17 protein-coding genes are annotated in these 17,364 nt (G+C 41.4%); 11 read left to right on the forward strand and 6 right to left on the reverse strand.

The window, feature by feature from the left end:
• The first annotated feature begins 18 nt into the window (after nt 1-18).
• From AC2IOM_RS06460 to AC2IOM_RS06470, 3 genes are read left to right on the forward strand one after another with little or no spacing between them, the layout of a single operon-like run.
• A complete protein-coding gene (locus AC2IOM_RS06460) occupies nt 19-807 on the forward strand; it encodes a class I SAM-dependent methyltransferase (protein ID WP_486359457.1) in 789 nt (262 codons plus the stop codon).
• Entirely contained in the window at nt 807-1,205 is a 399-nt protein-coding gene (locus AC2IOM_RS06465) for a hypothetical protein (RefSeq protein ID WP_486359458.1), read from the forward strand. The genes AC2IOM_RS06460 and AC2IOM_RS06465 overlap by 1 nt, the downstream gene beginning before the upstream one ends.
• Complete coding sequence (locus tag AC2IOM_RS06470; protein WP_486359459.1) at nt 1,198-1,686, forward strand: prolyl-tRNA synthetase associated domain-containing protein; 489 nt, start codon at nt 1,198-1,200, stop codon at nt 1,684-1,686. The genes AC2IOM_RS06465 and AC2IOM_RS06470 overlap by 8 nt, the downstream gene beginning before the upstream one ends.
• On the opposite strand, the gene AC2IOM_RS06475 is transcribed toward AC2IOM_RS06470, so the two are convergent.
• Complete coding sequence (locus AC2IOM_RS06475; protein WP_138629877.1) at nt 1,672-2,814, reverse strand: MFS transporter; 1,143 nt, start codon at nt 2,812-2,814, stop codon at nt 1,672-1,674. The two genes, AC2IOM_RS06470 and AC2IOM_RS06475, sit on opposite strands and share 15 nt — an antisense overlap.
• A gap of 158 nt (nt 2,815-2,972) precedes the next feature.
• On the opposite strand from AC2IOM_RS06475, the gene AC2IOM_RS06480 reads away from it, so the two are divergent.
• The 6 genes from AC2IOM_RS06480 to AC2IOM_RS06505 all read left to right on the forward strand — a co-directional run bounded on the left by AC2IOM_RS06480 (nt 2,973) and on the right by AC2IOM_RS06505 (nt 8,520).
• Nucleotides 2,973-3,515: a DUF2058 domain-containing protein gene (locus tag AC2IOM_RS06480; RefSeq protein ID WP_010562096.1), complete on the forward strand. Its 543-nt coding sequence runs from the start codon at nt 2,973-2,975 to the stop codon at nt 3,513-3,515.
• Nucleotides 3,516-3,812: 297 nt separating this feature from the next.
• Nucleotides 3,813-4,085 (forward strand): c-type cytochrome, encoded by a 273-nt coding sequence (locus AC2IOM_RS06485; RefSeq protein WP_486359551.1) that lies wholly within the window; start codon nt 3,813-3,815, stop codon nt 4,083-4,085.
• A gap of 82 nt (nt 4,086-4,167) precedes the next feature.
• Nucleotides 4,168-5,352 (forward strand): BaiN/RdsA family NAD(P)/FAD-dependent oxidoreductase, encoded by a 1,185-nt coding sequence (locus AC2IOM_RS06490; protein ID WP_486359460.1) that lies wholly within the window; start codon nt 4,168-4,170, stop codon nt 5,350-5,352.
• A 164-nt stretch (nt 5,353-5,516) separates the two neighbouring features.
• Nucleotides 5,517-6,455 carry an HlyD family secretion protein gene (locus AC2IOM_RS06495; protein ID WP_486359461.1) on the forward strand — a complete coding sequence of 313 codons (939 nt, stop codon included), beginning with the start codon at nt 5,517-5,519 and terminating at the stop codon, nt 6,453-6,455.
• Entirely contained in the window at nt 6,452-7,381 is a 930-nt protein-coding gene (locus AC2IOM_RS06500; protein ID WP_486359462.1) for an ABC transporter ATP-binding protein, read from the forward strand. The genes AC2IOM_RS06495 and AC2IOM_RS06500 overlap by 4 nt, the downstream gene beginning before the upstream one ends.
• Complete coding sequence (locus tag AC2IOM_RS06505) at nt 7,378-8,520, forward strand: ABC transporter permease (protein WP_486359463.1); 1,143 nt, start codon at nt 7,378-7,380, stop codon at nt 8,518-8,520. Before AC2IOM_RS06500 ends, AC2IOM_RS06505 begins: the two co-directional genes overlap by 4 nt.
• Here AC2IOM_RS06505 and AC2IOM_RS06510 read toward each other — a convergent pair.
• From AC2IOM_RS06510 to recQ, 4 genes are all read right to left on the reverse strand, one after another.
• Complete coding sequence (locus AC2IOM_RS06510) at nt 8,517-10,241, reverse strand: BamA/TamA family outer membrane protein (protein ID WP_138629860.1); 1,725 nt, start codon at nt 10,239-10,241, stop codon at nt 8,517-8,519. The genes AC2IOM_RS06505 and AC2IOM_RS06510 overlap by 4 nt on opposite strands.
• Before the next feature lie 120 nt (nt 10,242-10,361).
• Complete coding sequence (locus tag AC2IOM_RS06515; protein ID WP_486359464.1) at nt 10,362-11,630, reverse strand: metal-dependent hydrolase family protein; 1,269 nt, start codon at nt 11,628-11,630, stop codon at nt 10,362-10,364.
• Between the two features lie 61 nt (nt 11,631-11,691).
• Entirely contained in the window at nt 11,692-11,967 is a 276-nt protein-coding gene (locus AC2IOM_RS06520; protein ID WP_486359465.1) for a DUF3630 family protein, read from the reverse strand.
• A 15-nt stretch (nt 11,968-11,982) separates the two neighbouring features.
• Complete coding sequence (gene recQ, locus AC2IOM_RS06525) at nt 11,983-13,806, reverse strand: DNA helicase RecQ (protein ID WP_486359466.1); 1,824 nt, start codon at nt 13,804-13,806, stop codon at nt 11,983-11,985.
• A gap of 159 nt (nt 13,807-13,965) precedes the next feature.
• Between recQ and rarD the strand changes: the two genes are divergently transcribed.
• Nucleotides 13,966-14,856 carry an EamA family transporter RarD gene (gene rarD, locus AC2IOM_RS06530; RefSeq protein ID WP_486359467.1) on the forward strand — a complete coding sequence of 297 codons (891 nt, stop codon included), beginning with the start codon at nt 13,966-13,968 and terminating at the stop codon, nt 14,854-14,856.
• Here rarD and AC2IOM_RS06535 read toward each other — a convergent pair.
• A complete protein-coding gene (locus tag AC2IOM_RS06535; RefSeq protein WP_486359468.1) occupies nt 14,843-16,075 on the reverse strand; it encodes a GGDEF domain-containing response regulator in 1,233 nt (410 codons plus the stop codon). The genes rarD and AC2IOM_RS06535 overlap by 14 nt on opposite strands.
• Nucleotides 16,076-16,366: 291 nt before the next feature.
• On the opposite strand from AC2IOM_RS06535, the gene AC2IOM_RS06540 reads away from it, so the two are divergent.
• A complete protein-coding gene (locus AC2IOM_RS06540) occupies nt 16,367-17,302 on the forward strand; it encodes a porin (RefSeq protein WP_100914157.1) in 936 nt (311 codons plus the stop codon).
• Nucleotides 17,303-17,364: the final 62 nt, after the last annotated feature.

A 17,364-nucleotide genomic window follows, 5' to 3' on the forward strand; every position in this document is an offset into this window, starting at 1 on the left:
ATTGTGCGAGAGAGACCAATGGATATTAAAAACTATAACAATCATGCATGGAATAAACAGGTTGAAGCACATAATGAGTGGACTCAACCTGTCACGATTGAACAAGTAGACGCGGCACGAAAAGGTGAGTGGTCAATTGTTTTAACACCACATAAAAGTGTGCCTCATAACTGGTTTGGCGATCTTAAAGGCAAAAAAGTGCTTTGTCTTGCTTCTGGGGGGGGGCAGCAAGGGCCTATTTTAGCGGCTGCGGGTGCTAATGTAACCGTATTTGACTTATCTGAAAATCAACTTGCGCAAGATACGCAGGTTGCCAAGCGCGATGGCCTAACGTTAACAACCGTTAAAGGTGATATGACAGACTTGAGCTGTTTTGAAAATGAAAGCTTTGATTTAATTTTCCACCCTTGTTCTAATAATTTTGTGCCTGATATCTCTGGCCTTTGGGCAGAAGCTGCTCGTGTATTAAAAGTAAACGGGCGTTTACTAAGTGGCTTTATCAATCCTGCAGCGTATATATTTGATTGGTTTGAGGCTGAAAAAGGCGTTATTAAAGTAAGGCACAAGTTACCCTTTAGTGACATTAATAACTTAACCCAAGCAGAATTGACACTGCTAAAAGAGCAAGATGAGCCACTGGTGTTTAGTCATTCATTTGAAGAGCAAATTAAAGGTCAGCTAGATAACGGTTTAGTGTTGGTAGATATGTTTGAAGATGATTGGCATTCAATGGCGTTTTCTGAATATTTTCCGCCAACCATGGCGTGTTTAACAATTAAGTTGCCACAAGCAGTATGGAATCCTTAATGAAACAAATAATTATAACGGTGCTGAGCGCTACTGCGTTAATTGGCTGTGCGAAGTCGGCACCAGAACCTGAAGATTTTGAGATAGTTGATCAACAGCTAAGAACGATAACAGACAATGACGGCGCTAAGTTATTTTCATATTTAGTCACGGTAAAGGCGGGTTCACAAAAGCTCATAAATAAAAAGCGTCAGCTGACAAAGTCAGAGATTAAAAAATTATTAAAACAAGAGAATTTTGTCGACTCATCATCACTTAAACTCGATCTAGAAGATAAAGCAGCACTGCAACTTGACGCTGAATTAAAAAAGAAAAACTACTGCCAAGATAGTTATCAAATAGAAGAAGTTAAATGGCGCGACTACAGCGTAAGATTAAGCGGGCGCTGCGATGAGTGATATTGCGTTTCTTGAAAAGGTATTTAGCGAACTGGCAATTGACTGTGAAAAAATATCACATCCGCCGCTACATACCGCAGTAGAGGCAGATCGTCTGTTGTTGGAACGCCCCGGAACACGCTTAAAAAATTTATTCTTACGCGATAACTACGGCAAGCGACATTTTTTGCTCATTACGTCACCTAATAAGCAGGTCGATTTAAAAGCTTTATCAAAATCACAAGGATTGTCACGTTTGGGCTTTGCCTCAAATGAACGCTTGGCGAAATATTTAGCGGTAAAACCGGGGTGTGTTTCCATGTTGGCGCTTTTAAATGATGCGGAAAATGCGGTGCAACTATGGGTGGACGATGCGATATGGCAATCTGATTTGTTTCACTGCCATCCATTTGATAATACCCAAACTTGGTTAATGCAGAAAAACGACTTACTTAAAGTATTAGAATATTCCAATCACAGTGTTGAGTTAGTGAGTTTGTAAGCGTTTAAATTTAGCTACCAGTAAGCCAGAAGCCACACACATCAGTAGCAAGGTCATTAAAAACGCACTTTTGCCAGCGTGCTGATAAATAAGCCCTGGCAAAAATGACCCCAGCGTACCGCCACAATAATAAAAAGATACATACAGCCCATTAGTTAGCGAGCTGGGCGCATAGCTGATTTGGTTAAGCAATGCGGAGGCGCTGGCATGAATAATAAACATTGCCCCACAAAACACCGTAAAACCGATAAAAAAGAGCGGAAACGTGGTTGAAAATAAGCTTGTGATACTGAGCGCATAAACCACAAAGCTAATCACTAGTAAGTTAACTTTACCTTGTGTGAGGTTTTGCAAACGGGTGCTTAATAATGAGAAACAAGCGCCTAATAGATAGCCTGAATACACCAAACCAATATCTTTTGAGCTGGTAAACTGATAATCGTTTTGCAAAATAAAAGGTAAGTAATTTAATAGCGCAGTAAAGCAGAAAAACATGCCAAATACGGCGCAATAAAGGTACAAAGTGCTGCCTTTAGTTACCTTATGTAGATTCTCTTTAAGTGATGCCGGTACGTTTCTTTGACCGACATAATCACGCACTTTTTTATTGGCAAGACTAAGTGATAACAGCACTAATACAATTGCGAGCAAATAAAAATAAACCTGCCAATGGGTGTATTCGCTTATTGAAGCGCTGACAACGCGTCCTAAAAAACCACCTGCAATTGTGCTTAAAATATAACTTGTGACGGCTTTACTCAAAAAGCTGTAGCGATAATGTTCGCCAATATACGAGGTCATTGCGGTGAGCGCTGCCGGCAGCAGTAAACCTTGAAAAAATCGAATAATAAGTAATTGCTGAAACGTTTGCGATAAAGGTAATAACGCACAGCTAATACCCAATAAAAACAATGCTATTTTTAATAATGAGAGTGAGTTTATACGAAGTAGTAGATAGCCATAAACTAATGGTGCAACCGCCAATGGCAGCATAGTTACGGTCATTAGCAAGCCCGCCTGCGCAGACGTTAAATGGTATGACTTTGCCAGTAAAGGCAAAATTGGCTGTGGCCCATATAATACAAAAAACGTAAAGACCGAGCACAAAAGTAAATGTATAAACTTCATGGTGAGAGAGGGTTGTTTATAACGGCCAAATTGTACCGTATTTTTAATTGCTTAACCTTAGTTTAAGCTAACTTTTCCTTGATTTAAGTTATGCTGGCTTCACATCTGGTGAATGGCTGTTATAAAATAACGCTAATACTTTTATAAGAGAATTAATCATGGGTTCATTACAAGATCAGTTGCTAAAAGCAGGCCTTACTACTGAGCATAATATGAAGGTTGCTAAGTCAGAAAAGCGTAAACAAAACAAAAAGAAGAAGAAAAAAGGCGCAACCAGTAACCCAACCGATTTGCAAAAGCATATTGAGCAAACTAAAGCTGAGCAAGCTAAAAAAGCAGCTGAAGTAAATGCGCAGAAGCAGGCCGAACTAAAAGAAAAAGAGCAGGTAGCTCGCGTTAAACAAATTCTAGAGCATCATAACCAAGACGAAATTAGTGGTGATGTTACCTTTAATTTTACCTTTGAAAGCAAAATCAAAGAACTTGAAGTTAATGAGATTACTCACAAACAACTAGTTAAAGGTTTGTTGGCTATTTGCTATTTAGAGGGCAAGTTCTATGTACTACCTGATGAACCTGCACGCAAAATTGCAGAGGTAGACGAAAAGTATATTGTGCTGCATGCAGAGCCGGAAAAAGATCAAAAAGATGAAGATGATCCTTACGCAGACTTTGAAATACCAGACGACATCATGTGGTAATCCACTGTGAAAAAAATGCCTCATTTATTGAGGCATTTTTGTTTGTGGTTAAGTAAATAAATTTGATCAAACGCAAGGTAACCTTCGCTTAGCGACTCAATCTTGCATGCTTGTTTGTTTTTTATACGGTTTTATCTTTACAAAACAGTATGAAAGTGGTCTACAATAGGTTAGTGCGAGTTTAACTTGTTGATTCAACAGTATATTGCAATTGAGAATTATTTACCGTCGAGATGGAATTATAATATGAATAAACTTTCAAAAACGCTCAGTGTAGCGGCTTTAACACTTGTGGGCATGGCGTCAGGCAATGTAATCGCAGCGGATGGTGCAGCACTTTATACAGCTAAAATGTGCCAAACGTGTCATGGGGCTGAAGGTAAAGCGCCAATTATGCCACTTTACCCTAAACTTGCAGGTCAAAACAAAGAGTACTCTTTAGCTCAAATGAAAGACATTAAATCAGGCAAGCGCAACAATGGCATGGCTTCTGCGATGAAGGCAATGGTTGCCAATGTTACCGATGAAGAGTTAGAAGCAATTGCTGATTATTTATCTAAAGTAAAATAATCACTTTATTGATTCAAAAAGCCGCAGATGCGGCTTTTTTTGTTTATAATGCGCGGCCAAAATAGCGAAGCGGGTAATAAAAATGGTTCAGGTTGATGTATTGGTTATAGGGGCTGGTGCCGCTGGTTTAATGTGCGCCGCACAAGCAGGTTACCGTGGACGCTCTGTCACTGTGATTGATATGGGTAAAAAACCGGGCCGTAAAATCCTGATTAGTGGCGGCGGCCGTTGTAATTTTACCAACGAAAATGCCTCACCAGAAAATTATCTTTGCACAAATCCGCACTTTGTTAAATCGTGTTTAAGCCGTTATACCCAACATGACTTTATTGAACTGGTTGATCGTCATGGTCTTGCCTACCACCACAAAACACTCGGTCAGCTATTTTGCGATAACTCAGCGCAAGATATTGTCGATATTTTATTAACCGAATGCGAATGGGCTGGGGTGACAATCCAACTTCGCCAAGAAGTACTGAGCGTGGAAAAAACCGAAAGTGGTTTTACCGTAACAACCAGTGAAGCAAGCTATAGTTGTGAATCGCTGGTGGTGGCTTCTGGTGGTTTAACTATGCCAAAACTAGGCGCTACACCAATCGGTTATAAAATTGCAGAGCAGTTTGACTTAGATGTATTGCCAACAATGGCAGCTTTAGTACCTTTTACGCTGCATCAACACGATAAGACGCGTTTTGAAGCCTTATCGGGTATTAGTGTACCGAGTATCGTAACAGCCGAAGATGGCACACAGTTTAAAGAAAATATTTTATTTACCCACCGTGGCTTATCAGGGCCGGCAATACTGCAAATTTCATCATTTTGGCGTGCGGGTCAGGCGGTATCAATTAACCTGCTACCTGAGCTAGACCTTGCGGGTGAAATTCATACACAACGTCAATCAAATGGTCAAAAATCGCTTAAAAATGTGCTTGGAAATTTGTTACCAAAGCGTTTTATTGAAATTTTAGTAACTGGTGGTGATATTCCAGATAAAGCGATTAATCAGTTATCTCACACTGAAATTGAGCAGTTATCTGATTTTATTCATAACTGGAAAATAAAACCCAATGGAACAGAGGGTTATAGAACCGCTGAAGTTACTTTAGGCGGTGTAAATAGCGCTGAATTAAGCTCTAAAACATTTGAAGCGAATAAAGTTAAAGGGCTTTACTTTATTGGTGAAGTGACTGAAGTCACCGGTTGGCTCGGGGGCTATAATTTCCAGTATGCGTGGAGCTCCGGCTGGGCGTGCGGTCAAGCCTGTTAATTAATCTGAGTTAAATATCAACTCTCCATTCTATATCGAGCAAACTTGATGTAAGCCACGTTTGCTCATTAAAAACATGCCTTTCACAATTTAAATAGTTTATTTTTCACGCTTTTTTGTTAGCTTAAAGACTCGCCTTTATTTTTGATAGGGAGTTCAGGCAGATGAAAGCGTGGCTTAGTATTTTCGTGTTTATTTTATTAGCTGGGTGCAGTGATGAGCAGAGTGTTGCCCTTGGCACGTTAGAGAGAGATCGCATAACCCATTCGGCAACAGTCAATGAGGTATTAATTGCGTTGCCAGTAGAACGTGGCAGTATGGTTAAACAAGGGGATGTGCTAGCGCAATTAGATAATACTAAGCAATTAGCCCGTGTTGCTAAAGTGAAAGCCGATTTAGAGTCTGCGAATGCACATTTTATTAAACTTAAAAACGGTGCCCGCGAAGAAGAGGTGGCAAGAGCGCAAGCCACGCTTGCTGCTAATAAGGCTAACTTAGTAGAGGCGCAGCAGAACTACCACCGTGCGGTTGAAATTGTGGCAAAAGATCTCGCACCTAAAATCAGCCTAGACAGTGCAAAAGCCAATTTAGACGCAGCTACCGCTAATGTTGAAGCGGCAAAGCAGCAACTAACCGAACTTACTAACGGCACGCGAGTAGAAGATTTACAAGTCGCCGCAGCAAATGTTAAGGCCCAGCAAGCGTTACTTAGCGCAGAAGAAAAATTACTAAGTGAACTTAATATCAGCGCAACCCGTGATGGCCTTTTGGATAACTTACCTTGGAACTTGGGAGAGCGTGTTACCTTAGGTAGCCCTGTTGCGATTGTGCTTGCTGGCGAAGCACCTTTCGCGCGAATTTATTTGCCACAACAAGCGCGGGCAAAATTAAAAGTGGGCGACAGCCTAGCGCTGACTATTGCCGAGCAATCAGAGCAAATAAATGGCACAGTGCGTTGGCTTTCTCATGAAGCTGCTTTTACCCCGTATTATGGTTTAAATCAGTATGACCGTACCCGTTTAATGTATCTTGCTGAAGTCCAATTACCAGCAAAATACAAAGATTTACCCTCTGGTTTGCCAGTTGAGGCAACGTTGCCATGAGTGACGCGGTTATAAATGCTAATGGATTAACCAAGCAGTTTGGTGAAGTAATCGCTGTTAATCAGCTTGATTTAACCATAAATAAAGGTGAAGTTTATGGCTTTTTAGGGCCCAATGGTTGCGGTAAAACCACGGCCATTCGTATGCTAACCGGGCTTTTAATGCCCTCTAGTGGCGATGTATCAGTACTTGGTTTATCACTGCCAAAACAAGCTAACTTACTGCGTTATAAAATTGGCTATATGACGCAAAAATTCTCACTTTATGATGATTTAACGGTAGCAGAAAACCTTGCGTTTTTAGCGGATGCTTACAGTTTAAAAGGCCAGTACAAACGCAGTCGTATTGATGAGTTGTTAGCAATTTATGATTTAGCAGCAAGAGCAAATCAACTTGCCGGTAGCATGAGTGGCGGGCAAAAACAGCGCTTAGCCTTAGCGGGTGCCACCATTCATAAACCTGAGTTACTTTTTTTAGATGAACCAACCTCTGCTGTAGACCCTGAAAACCGCCGCGATTTTTGGGAGAAGTTATTTGATTTAAGTGAGTTGGGCACGAGTATTTTGGTCTCAACCCATTATATGGATGAAGCTGAGCGCTGCCATAAATTGGCAATTTTAGAAAAAGGCATTAAACGTGCCGATGATTCCCCAGAACAGTTAATGGCGAATCTAAATTGCCAAGTTGTTGAAGTAGAGGTGAACAATTCGCGCAGCACTAAACGCAGCTTAGAATCACATCAGCATATTCATTCTGCGACTCAACTAGGCGCAAGGCTTAGGGTGCTTGTTGATAATTCAGTTAATGATGCTGAAACATGGCTTTTGCAATTTGACGATGTAGTTGCCGCTAAAGCGGTGCGTCCGAACCTTGAAGATGTGTTTGTTAGCGTAACGGGTGAGCGCAATCGGGAGCAAACGATATGAACCTATCTCGCATTTTTTCGATTGTTAAAAAAGAACTGCTTCAGCTCAAGCGCGACAAAACCACCTTTGCCATGGTGGTGATGATCCCCTTAGTGCAGTTGTTATTATTTGGCTTTGCGATTAATACGCAAATTCGTGATATTCCCATTGCGGTGGTAGATCAAAGTAATTCGGCGCTTGGTCGCGTACTCACACAAACGGTTGAAGCCAGTCAAACAGTTAAAGTGGTTGCTAAATATCCCAGTGTTACTTTGGCGGAAAAAGCCATGGCGCAAGCGAAAGTAAGGGCTGTTTTAGTTATTCCGCGCGACGTTGCTGAGCGTCTTTCTCGCCATCAAGCACTAGGCAGCGCAACGCCAAATTCAAGTAATTACCAGCTGGTTAGACCGATTGGACAATGGCTGGTGGATGGCTCCGACACTATGATCACAGGGGCAATTAAAGGGCTTGCCAATATGCCGCTCGGTGAATTAATGAAACAGCCTGTTAATCGGCAAGTCACCACCTTTGCGGTAACGCCATATTACAATCCTGCCCAGCGCAGTGTCGTAAATATTGTGCCAGGGTTAGTTGGCGTAATTTTGACTATGACCATGGTGATGTTTACCTCGGCGGCAATTGTTCGCGAGCGAGAGCGGGGCAATTTAGAAATGCTAATTAATACACCAATCAGCTCGTTTGAATTGATGCTTGCGAAGATTATTCCATTTATTTTTATTGGCGCACTGCAAGTAACCATTATTTTATCGCTGGGTTATTTAGTATTTGATGTCAAAGTGGTGGGGTCGCTATTACAGCTTGCGCTGATGACCTTGTTGTTTATTTCAGCTAGCTTGGTATTAGGATTAATCATTTCAACCATTGCAAAATCGCAACTACAAGCCATGCAGTTAACGGTATTTGTGTTGTTACCGTCGATTTTACTCTCAGGCTTTATGTTCCCGTATGAAGGCATGCCGGAAGTAGCGCAGTATATTGCCGAAGGCTTACCTGCAACCCATTACATTAGAGCTATGCGGGCGATTGTACTGCGCGATGTGGAAGTGAGTGATATGACCTATGATGCCCTTTGGTTAATGGGTTTTACGTTAGTTGGTTTGATCATTGCGTCACTGCGTTTTAAAAAGCGGTTAGATTAAAAACGATTTTTAACTTTAATTACCCATTGTACTGTATCTATTTCGTCGTCTTTATCGAGCGGGAAGGCAAGGTCGATATGAATGACGGTTTTTGCAGTTGCACGGCTTGGCGCAAGACGTAAGCCAATGCCAGCGTCTTTTAAAAATTGGCCATTTTCGCCGTTGTTTTTATCGGGGAACCAAGCGCGGCCTACATCAAAAAACACAGCCCCACCTACTTTAAACAGTTGCAGTAAGTGATACTCCCAGTAATAGCGCTTTTCAAGATTGAGCAACACAGAGCGGTCGCCCATTTGGTAATGAAGCGGGTAACCTCTAAGGCCTGTATCACCGCCTAGAGTCAGTTGTTGATCGGCTGTTAAGTTGCCACCATAGCGCAGTGAAAGATTAGCAAACCATGCGCGATAGCTGCTGCTATTGTAGAGAAAATTAGTATCTAAGTAAGCGTGTAAGTTTTCGCTTTTTTGTTGCTCTGTGTTCCAATAGCCATGTACCCCTGTGTACAAGCGCCACAGCATACTATCATTTAAATGAAACGCTTTTGCGGCGCTGGCTTCAAGCACAACACGGCTATCGTCATCAGCAAGGCTTTCATCTGAATAGCCAAGTCGGGCAAATACATTCCAACCTAAATTTAAATCTTCGGTGCGGCCAATTGAGTCGAAGTTACTCAAGGTAATGTATCTATCTTCAATTAGCTGATAGCCAAGCCAAGGGTAATTAAGTGAACGATCTTTGGCTAACGGTAAAGTGGTTTCAGCGATTTGTTCAAACTTAAAATCTTCTTGTTGCCAGCCTACAAGCCAACGGTTAGTCCAGCTGCCCAGCTTACTGCCTTGGCCATAGAATACTTGGTTAATTTGATTCTCTTGTTTGAATTCCGATACCACATCACCGCGATAATAAAGTGGCAACTCTTTTGTATCATCTAAGGTAACAGCACCATAACTTTGCTGTGATGCGAGTGAATAAAAGGGGAGTTTAAAGTCTAAATAGACGCGTTCACCATCGTCATTGTCGCTAAATTCAAAACGGCTACGATAGCGGCTGCCCCATATATTTGGGTCATCATAGATAAAAGTATAACCAGTGCGGTCGGCATCGCTACGCCAGGAAAGCGAAACGCGTTTACCTAAACCAAGCAAGTTTGTATCGCGAAAACCAAGTTGCGTTTTATCCTCGCCGCCGCTGCGGCTATAGCTTATTTCTGGAGTTAGGGTCCACAACTCTTTGGTGGTGATAGTAACCACAATATTGTCATCACAATCACGTTCAGCTTCAATTTTAGCATCGTATAAATAGCGTGCATCACGCAAAATACGCTCTGATTCGCGTAGCAGTTGTTGGTCGTATTTATCACCTTGTTGAAACAGCAATTGCTGCAAAATAACGTGTTCTTTGGTGACGATATTAAGTGTATTTAAACCACGAAATAAAAAGTTATCTTCTTTAGGGTTGTTAGTATCAAAAATATTATGTCGAACGAGTCGAATATCACTAATAATCGCATTGGGGGCATCGGGTAGTTTGGAGTTATCAATGCTTTCAATATCAAAGTTACTTTTACGATCTTTTGGCTGATCAGCAAGCCATTGGCATTGGCTTAACGAAAAAATGTCCGACTTAGAAGTGGCGTCTGCTTGCGCTGCGCAATAGCCATAAAATGGCACGAAAACAAGGCAAAAAAGTGCGCTAAAACGGCTAAATTTTAATACTGACATAACGCTCCTTTTTACTTGGGTTTATTTTAATTCTATACCATTAATTTTAGTCTTGCAGAAATTAAAGCAAATAAAAAGCAGCCAATGGCTGCTTATAACTAATTAAAATATAATAATTTATTACTTAACTACTTGGCCTGAACGCATCACGAAAGTGACGTCCATTAACTGCTGTATATCCTGTAATGGCGAGGCTTGAGTGGCGATAATGTCGGCAAATTTACCGCTTTCGATAGTGCCTAGCTGATTTTCCAAACCAAGTAACTTTGCGCTGTTTATGGTGGCCGATTTGAGCACTTGTTTTGCTGGCATTCCGGCCTCAACCATCAGTACAGCTTCACGCGCGTTGGTACCATGTTTTGATACCCCACTGTCGGTGCCGTAAGCAATATTTACACCGGCTTTATAGGCATTAAAGAAATTACCTTTCATATCGTTGCCAACACGGATCGCTTTGGCTTTTATCGCATCACTCATAAAGTTTGAGTTATTGGCCATTTCAACAACGGTTTCACCAGCAAGCAAAGTAGGCACCAAATACGCGCCGGTTTTCTTGAACAGTTTATAGGCTTTTTTGCCTGCGTATGAGCCGTGCTCGACACTCGCAACACCAGATTCAAGAGCGGCAATAATGCCATCTTCTTGGTGAGCGTGCGCAGCTACTTTTCTGCCCATGGTGCTTGCAGCCTTAACCACTTGATTAAGTTCATCGTCTTCCATTTGTTGGCCTGTACCGGTTGCACGGTCTGTTAACACGCCGCCTGTAGCGGCAACTTTAATCCAATCGGCACCATATTTTATGGCGTGACGCGTCGCTCGGCGACAATCATAAGGGCCATCGCAGGTAGTTTTTTTAGCAAATTTGTCCAGCATTTCATGGTGCACGCCACTGCTATCAAGGTGACCACCTGTAATCGCAACGCCACCTGCAGCAATAATACGCGGCCCTTCAAGCCAGCCTTTGTTTATGGCATCACGCAGGGCATACATATATTGTGGATCGGAACCAAGATCGCGCACTGTAGTAAAACCGGCTTCTAAGGTTTTTTTGGCGTAATGGGCACTGCGCATGCCGACTAGTTCGGGTGATACTTTGGCAATTTCTGCATCGTTGTTTGGTCCTAACTCAAATTGCAAATGTACGTGCATATCCATTAAGCCTGGCATTACAAAGCTGTCAGATAAGTCGATCAGTGTTTGCTCATTACTGGCTTGTTGAAAACCGGCTTGAATACTGACGATTTTGTCGTCTTCAATAATAATAGTTTGCTTTGAAAGCGGTTTTTTATCGGCGTGAACTAGTAGTTCGCCTGCGTGAATGAGAGTTTGTGCTGCAAAGCAGTTTGGAACAGCGAATAGGGCGAGCGTGAGTAATGATTTTTTAAACATGGCTATTGTTCTTATTGTTTTGTTTTACCTCACGCTAGCATGGTGAAAAGTAATGTCAAAACTAAAGCGATGAATAGAGCTCAGGTAATAAATCGAGGTCTTGTTGGCTGTCGCTATTAATCCAAATGCTTTGACTATAGTGTTCAAAGTTTAAATTAAATGAGGTGTTTTTAAATTTGAAGCGCATTAAGTGGCGGTCGGCACCTTGTTCAAACTCTAACGATGAAATTGCATCATTGTGAAGATAAATACTTGCCCACAGCTCAAACTCTTCATCATCTGGCAGTTCAACAGGGGTAATTAAAATATGGTCTGAGAAAAGGGCTTTGCTAGTCATTATATGTTCCAATAATTAGCTGGTTAAATGCATACGAATGGCATTCATAAAGTAGGCGCCATATTTATTGAGTTTGGTAAATCCAACACCTGATACTTTCAGGAATTCGGCATCGCTGGTTGGCATCTTTTGCGCCATTTCAGCAAGCGTAGCATCACTGAATACCACATAAGGTGGTACATCTTCCGCGTCAGCCAGCTCTTTACGTAAGCCGCGAAGTTTGGCGAATAGCTTTTTATCGTAGTTAAAGCGTGCAAGTTTGTCTTTGTAAACGTGTTTCACTTCAAGTCGCGGTTCGGCTAGTTGCAGGGCAAAATCACCTTTTAATACTGGGCGAGCTGCTTCGGTTAAGCGTAAGCTAGATGATTGCGTGATATCTTGATGCAATAATCCGTGGTGAATAAGCTGACGCAAAATACTCAGCCAATATTCAACCGATTTGTCTTTGCCAAGGCCAAACGTTGAAAGTTGGTCGTGTTGGTTTTCGCGAATACGAATGGTATTGGCGCCGCGTAATACTTCAATCACATAACCCATACCAAACTTTTGCTCGACGCGATAAACGCAGCTTAATGCTTTTTGAGCCAGTTCAGTTCCATCAAATTGTTTTGGCGGGTTTAAGCAAATATCACAGTTTCCGCAAGGCTTGCCTTGATACTCAGAAAAATAGTTAAGCAGTATTTGGCGGCGACAGGTTTGTGCTTCAGCAAAACTGGCCATGGCGTTAAAGCGCTGCTCTTCTACCTTACGGCGTTGCTCGTCTGGAATATCATCAAAAAAGCGTTTTACGCGGGGTACATCGGCAGGGTCAAAATACATAATGGCTTCGGCTGAGAGGCCATCACGGCCCCCGCGACCGGTTTCTTGATAGTACGACTCGATGTTTTTAGGAATATCGTAATGAATAACAAAACGCACATTCGGTTTATTAATTCCCATGCCAAAGGCAACGGTCGCCACGACGATATGAATATCGTCGCGCGCAAATGCATTTTGCACAAATGAACGCTGTTCATTTTCAAGCCCGGCATGGTAAGAGGCTGCGTTATAGCCTGCATCAACCAGCTTTTCAGCTATGTCGTCAACGCGCTTTCGGCTTGAGCAATAAATAATACCGCTTTGTCCTTTTTGCTCTTTTAAAAAACGCATTAACTGACTAAGCGGTTTGAATTTTTCTTCAATGGTGTAACGAATATTGGGGCGGTCAAAACTGCCCGTATAAATATGGGCGTTAGTAAGACCCAGTTGCATCACTATATCGTTACGTGTGGCAATATCTGCCGTTGCAGTGAGTGCCATAATAGGAATATGGCTAAAGCGTTGTTTAAGTTGCCCTAAGCGATAGTAATGAGGTCTAAAATCATGGCCCCAGTGAGAAACGCAGTGCGCTTCATCTATGGCAAATAAACCAATATTTAAATGCTGTAAGCGGGTACTAAAATCGTCAGTAAGCAGTCGCTCAGGTGCTACATATAAAATTTTAATTTGGCCTTGGTGCAGGCCTTGGTAAATTAATTGCTGCTCTTCGCGCGATTGGCTGTTGTTAATGTATGCCGCTGCAACACCTTGTGCTTTTAGCTGTGCGACTTGATCTTGCATCAGGGAAATAAGCGGCGACACCACAATGGTAATACCGGGTAACAGTAATGCAGGTACTTGGTAGCATAATGATTTACCGCCCCCTGTTGGCATCAAAACCAAACAATCTTGACCTGCAAGCACGGCATCAATGACTTGCTCTTGCCCAGCACGAAATTGCTTATAGCCAAATACTGAACTTAATACGCTGTGAGGCGTTTGTTGCTGCATTACTGGTTGGGTCGCTTGTTGATTTTCCATTACATTAAGGTGTATTCGATTGGCATTATGTTATCTGCATTGACTTACAAAGCATGCAATTTTAGCGAGCGCTAATTCTAAAGTCTTTTTATCGCGCTGTCTTTACTTAAATTGAGCAGATCCCTAAACTGGCGCTCCCTGAGTTGTTGAGTGATTGATATGCAAAGTCAAAAGCAAGGCGTTATTTTTGCCATCGCTGCATTTTTAATGTGGGGGCTCGCCCCAATTTATTTTAAGGCAATAGATCATGTTGCCGCGATGGAAATATTACTACACCGTGTGGTGTGGTCAGTTTTATTCTTATTAGTGATTCTTACGGTAGTTAAAAAATGGCGTTTGGTTAAAAGTGCGTTGTTTAATGTTAAAACAGCAGGCTGGTTATTGCTGAGCGCCGCGTTACTTGGTTTTAACTGGGGGTTGTTTATTTGGTCGGTAAATAACAACCATATGTTGGATGCCAGCTTAGGTTACTACATCAATCCGTTGTTAAATGTGTTGCTGGGTGTGCTGTTTTTATCTGAGCGACTAAGAAAATTACAACTAGTTGCGGTTGTACTGGCAGTAACGGGTGTGGTAATTCAGCTTATAAGCTTTGGTTCGTTTCCGATTATTGCGTTTAGCTTAGCAAGCTCGTTTGCGCTTTATGGGTTAATTCGTAAGAAACTACCGGTAGATACCTTGCCAGGTTTGTTGATTGAATCGTTATTTATGTTGCCGGTAGCGCTAATTTATTGGTGGGGTTTAGATACACCAACCAGTGATTTAACCAGTAATAGCGTATCGCTTAATTTATTGTTAATTTGTGCAGGTATTGTGACTACGCTGCCGCTACTGTGTTTTACAGCGGCTGCGCGTCGTATTCAGTACTCAACTCTCGGTTTTTTCCAGTACATTGGACCAAGTTTAATGTTTATTTTGGCGGTGCTGTTTTATGGTGAAACCTTTAGTGCTGACCGCATGGTAACGTTTGGTTTTATTTGGTCTGCACTTGCGTTATTTAGTTTTGACTCTTACCGTAACGCAAAGCGCGTAGCGGTTAACCCACAATAACGCGGTTTCTGCCTTGCTCTTTTGCTTGATACAGGCACAAATCAGCAAGCTTTAACACTTCGTCTGTGCTCTGTGTATCTTTTACGGTAACCCCAATCGAAATGGTTACACAGAGTGTTTTACTGGCACAATCAATTTGCAGCTGGCTTACGGTTTCTCTAAATTGCTCAAGTAGTGCTTGATTGTCTTCGTGATTTTCATCTTTAAACAACACGGCAAACTCTTCACCACCTAGGCGAGCAACTAAATGATCTTTGCCAAACATGGTATCAAATAAACGTGATACTTCTTTTAGCACGACATCGCCAGCATCGTGGCCATAGTTATCGTTTACTGCTTTAAAATGGTCGATGTCGAGCATTGCTACTTGGTGAGCAAATTTTTGTCTTTTCAGTAGGCTATTTGCTTGCTCAAAGAAGTATCGACGATTTGGCAGGCCTGTTAAATAATCCGAATTAGCCTGACGACGAATAGTGGCAATGTTTTCTTGCATATCCAAGTTTTGGCTTACGCGGCAATAAAATTCTTCTGGGTAAAAAGGTTTGCGCAGGTAATCGTCGGCACCATTTTTAAGAAAATTAGCCGATACGCGATTATCATCGGTACCTGAAATACCAATAATTACTTTATCTTCAGAATTGAATTTTTCGCGAATTTTACTGGTTAAGGTAACGCCATTCATATTTGGCATTTCGTTGTCAGTAATAATGACTTTGATATCGTCAAATTGCTCAAGCTGTTCGAGTGCTGATACACCATCAACGGCTTCGGCAATTAAATATTTGTGTCTTAGCAAATAGCTTTTAATTAGTTTGCGCGTGTTTCTTGAGTCATCAACAATAAGCACACGCACATTTTCGTTACGTGGCAAGCGTTTAAGCTGTGTTTCTAGGTAGGTATACGCTTGGCGGCTCTCTTTGGTGATGTAATCAACAACTGGGTACTGCATAACAGTATCACGGGTTTTGTCGTCTAATTTTCCAGTCATTACTATCGTCGGGATTGATGCGCCAATCGTTAATGGAATGGCTTCACCATTTGATGCGTCGGGTAGCACATAATCCACAACAGCACAGAAGTAATCATTTACTTCAATTAAATCAATCGCGGATGCCAAGCTATCGGCAATATCGACTTGATAGCCAATTCTAAGTGCAACATGACGTTGTATTTTAGAAATTGAGGGATTGTCTTCAATTAACAATAGTTTAGGCAGCACTGTACTTCGTTATAGTTGTTTAAATTATAATTTTTAGTTTAGTGGCATAAACAAACTCTGTGAAGATATTTTGCTAATTTATTGTTCCTATACATAAATATGACAGCTAAATGTCACTTTTCTTAATATGATTATTCTCGTTCAGATGTTGTATTTATTGGTAAGTGACAATTTGAATACAGAAAAATGAAAAAAAAGTTTCAAGTGTAATATTTCTGTCACGTATTGATGACACACTGCGCCTCGTTCAAATTGATTACAAATATATTTCACTCATTTAGAGGTTTTCACATGAAAAATGTTAAGGCTCCCCTTGCTTTATCTTTACTAGCTGCACTTTCAGCACCTGCAATGGCTGATGTAAACGTTTACGGTAAAGCGAATGTTACAGTACAAAATAGCGATGAAGGCGAAGGCTCTTTTACTGAAATTAAAAGCAACGCGTCTCGTTTTGGTGTAAAAGGCAGTGAGACACTTAGTGAAGAATCAGGCTTAAAAGTTGTTTATAAGCTTGAATGGCAAGTTGATATGTCAGATGCTTCAAACAGCAGTGATGACCATCTTAAGTCACGTAACCAATACGTTGGTTTACAAGGCGGTTTTGGTGAAGTATTAATCGGTCGTAACGACACAGCATTAAAGCAATCACAAGGTAAACTAGACCTATTCAACGACCTTGAAGGCGATATCAAAAACGTATTCAAAGGTGAAAACCGTATGGGTGATTCAATCACTTATAAAACACCTAAGTTTAACGGTTTCCAAGTTATTGGCTCTGTAATTGCTGAAGATTCAGCTGACGCTGACAATGGTTACTCAGCAGCAGTTACCTATGGTGATAAAGGCCTTAAAAAATCTGCGATTTACGCATCTGTTGCGGTAGATAGCGAAGTGAAAGGTTATGACGTTGTTCGTGGTTCAATTCACGGTAAAGTAGCGGGTGTTAAGCTAGGTGCAATGTACCAAACACAAGAAAAAATCGACGGCTCTGAGTCAGCAGATGGTTTCTTAGTTAATGCAGCATACAAAATTAACGACTACACATTAAAAGCACAATATCAAGTGCTTGAGTTTGATGCAGATGTTGATGACAAAGTAGCGACGTCTGTTGGTGTTGATTACAAGCTTAACAAAAACGCTAAGCTATTCGCTTTCTACACTAAGCAAGAGAAAGACGAAACTACAGATAACGATTACCTAGCGATTGGTATGGAATACAAGTTCTAATCGAGCTTATATTGCTAACAATAATTTAGGTAATGAAAAACCCAGCTAGTGCTGGGTTTTTT

The sequence above is a fragment of the Pseudoalteromonas sp. NS-SX12 genome, from assembly GCF_057367955.1.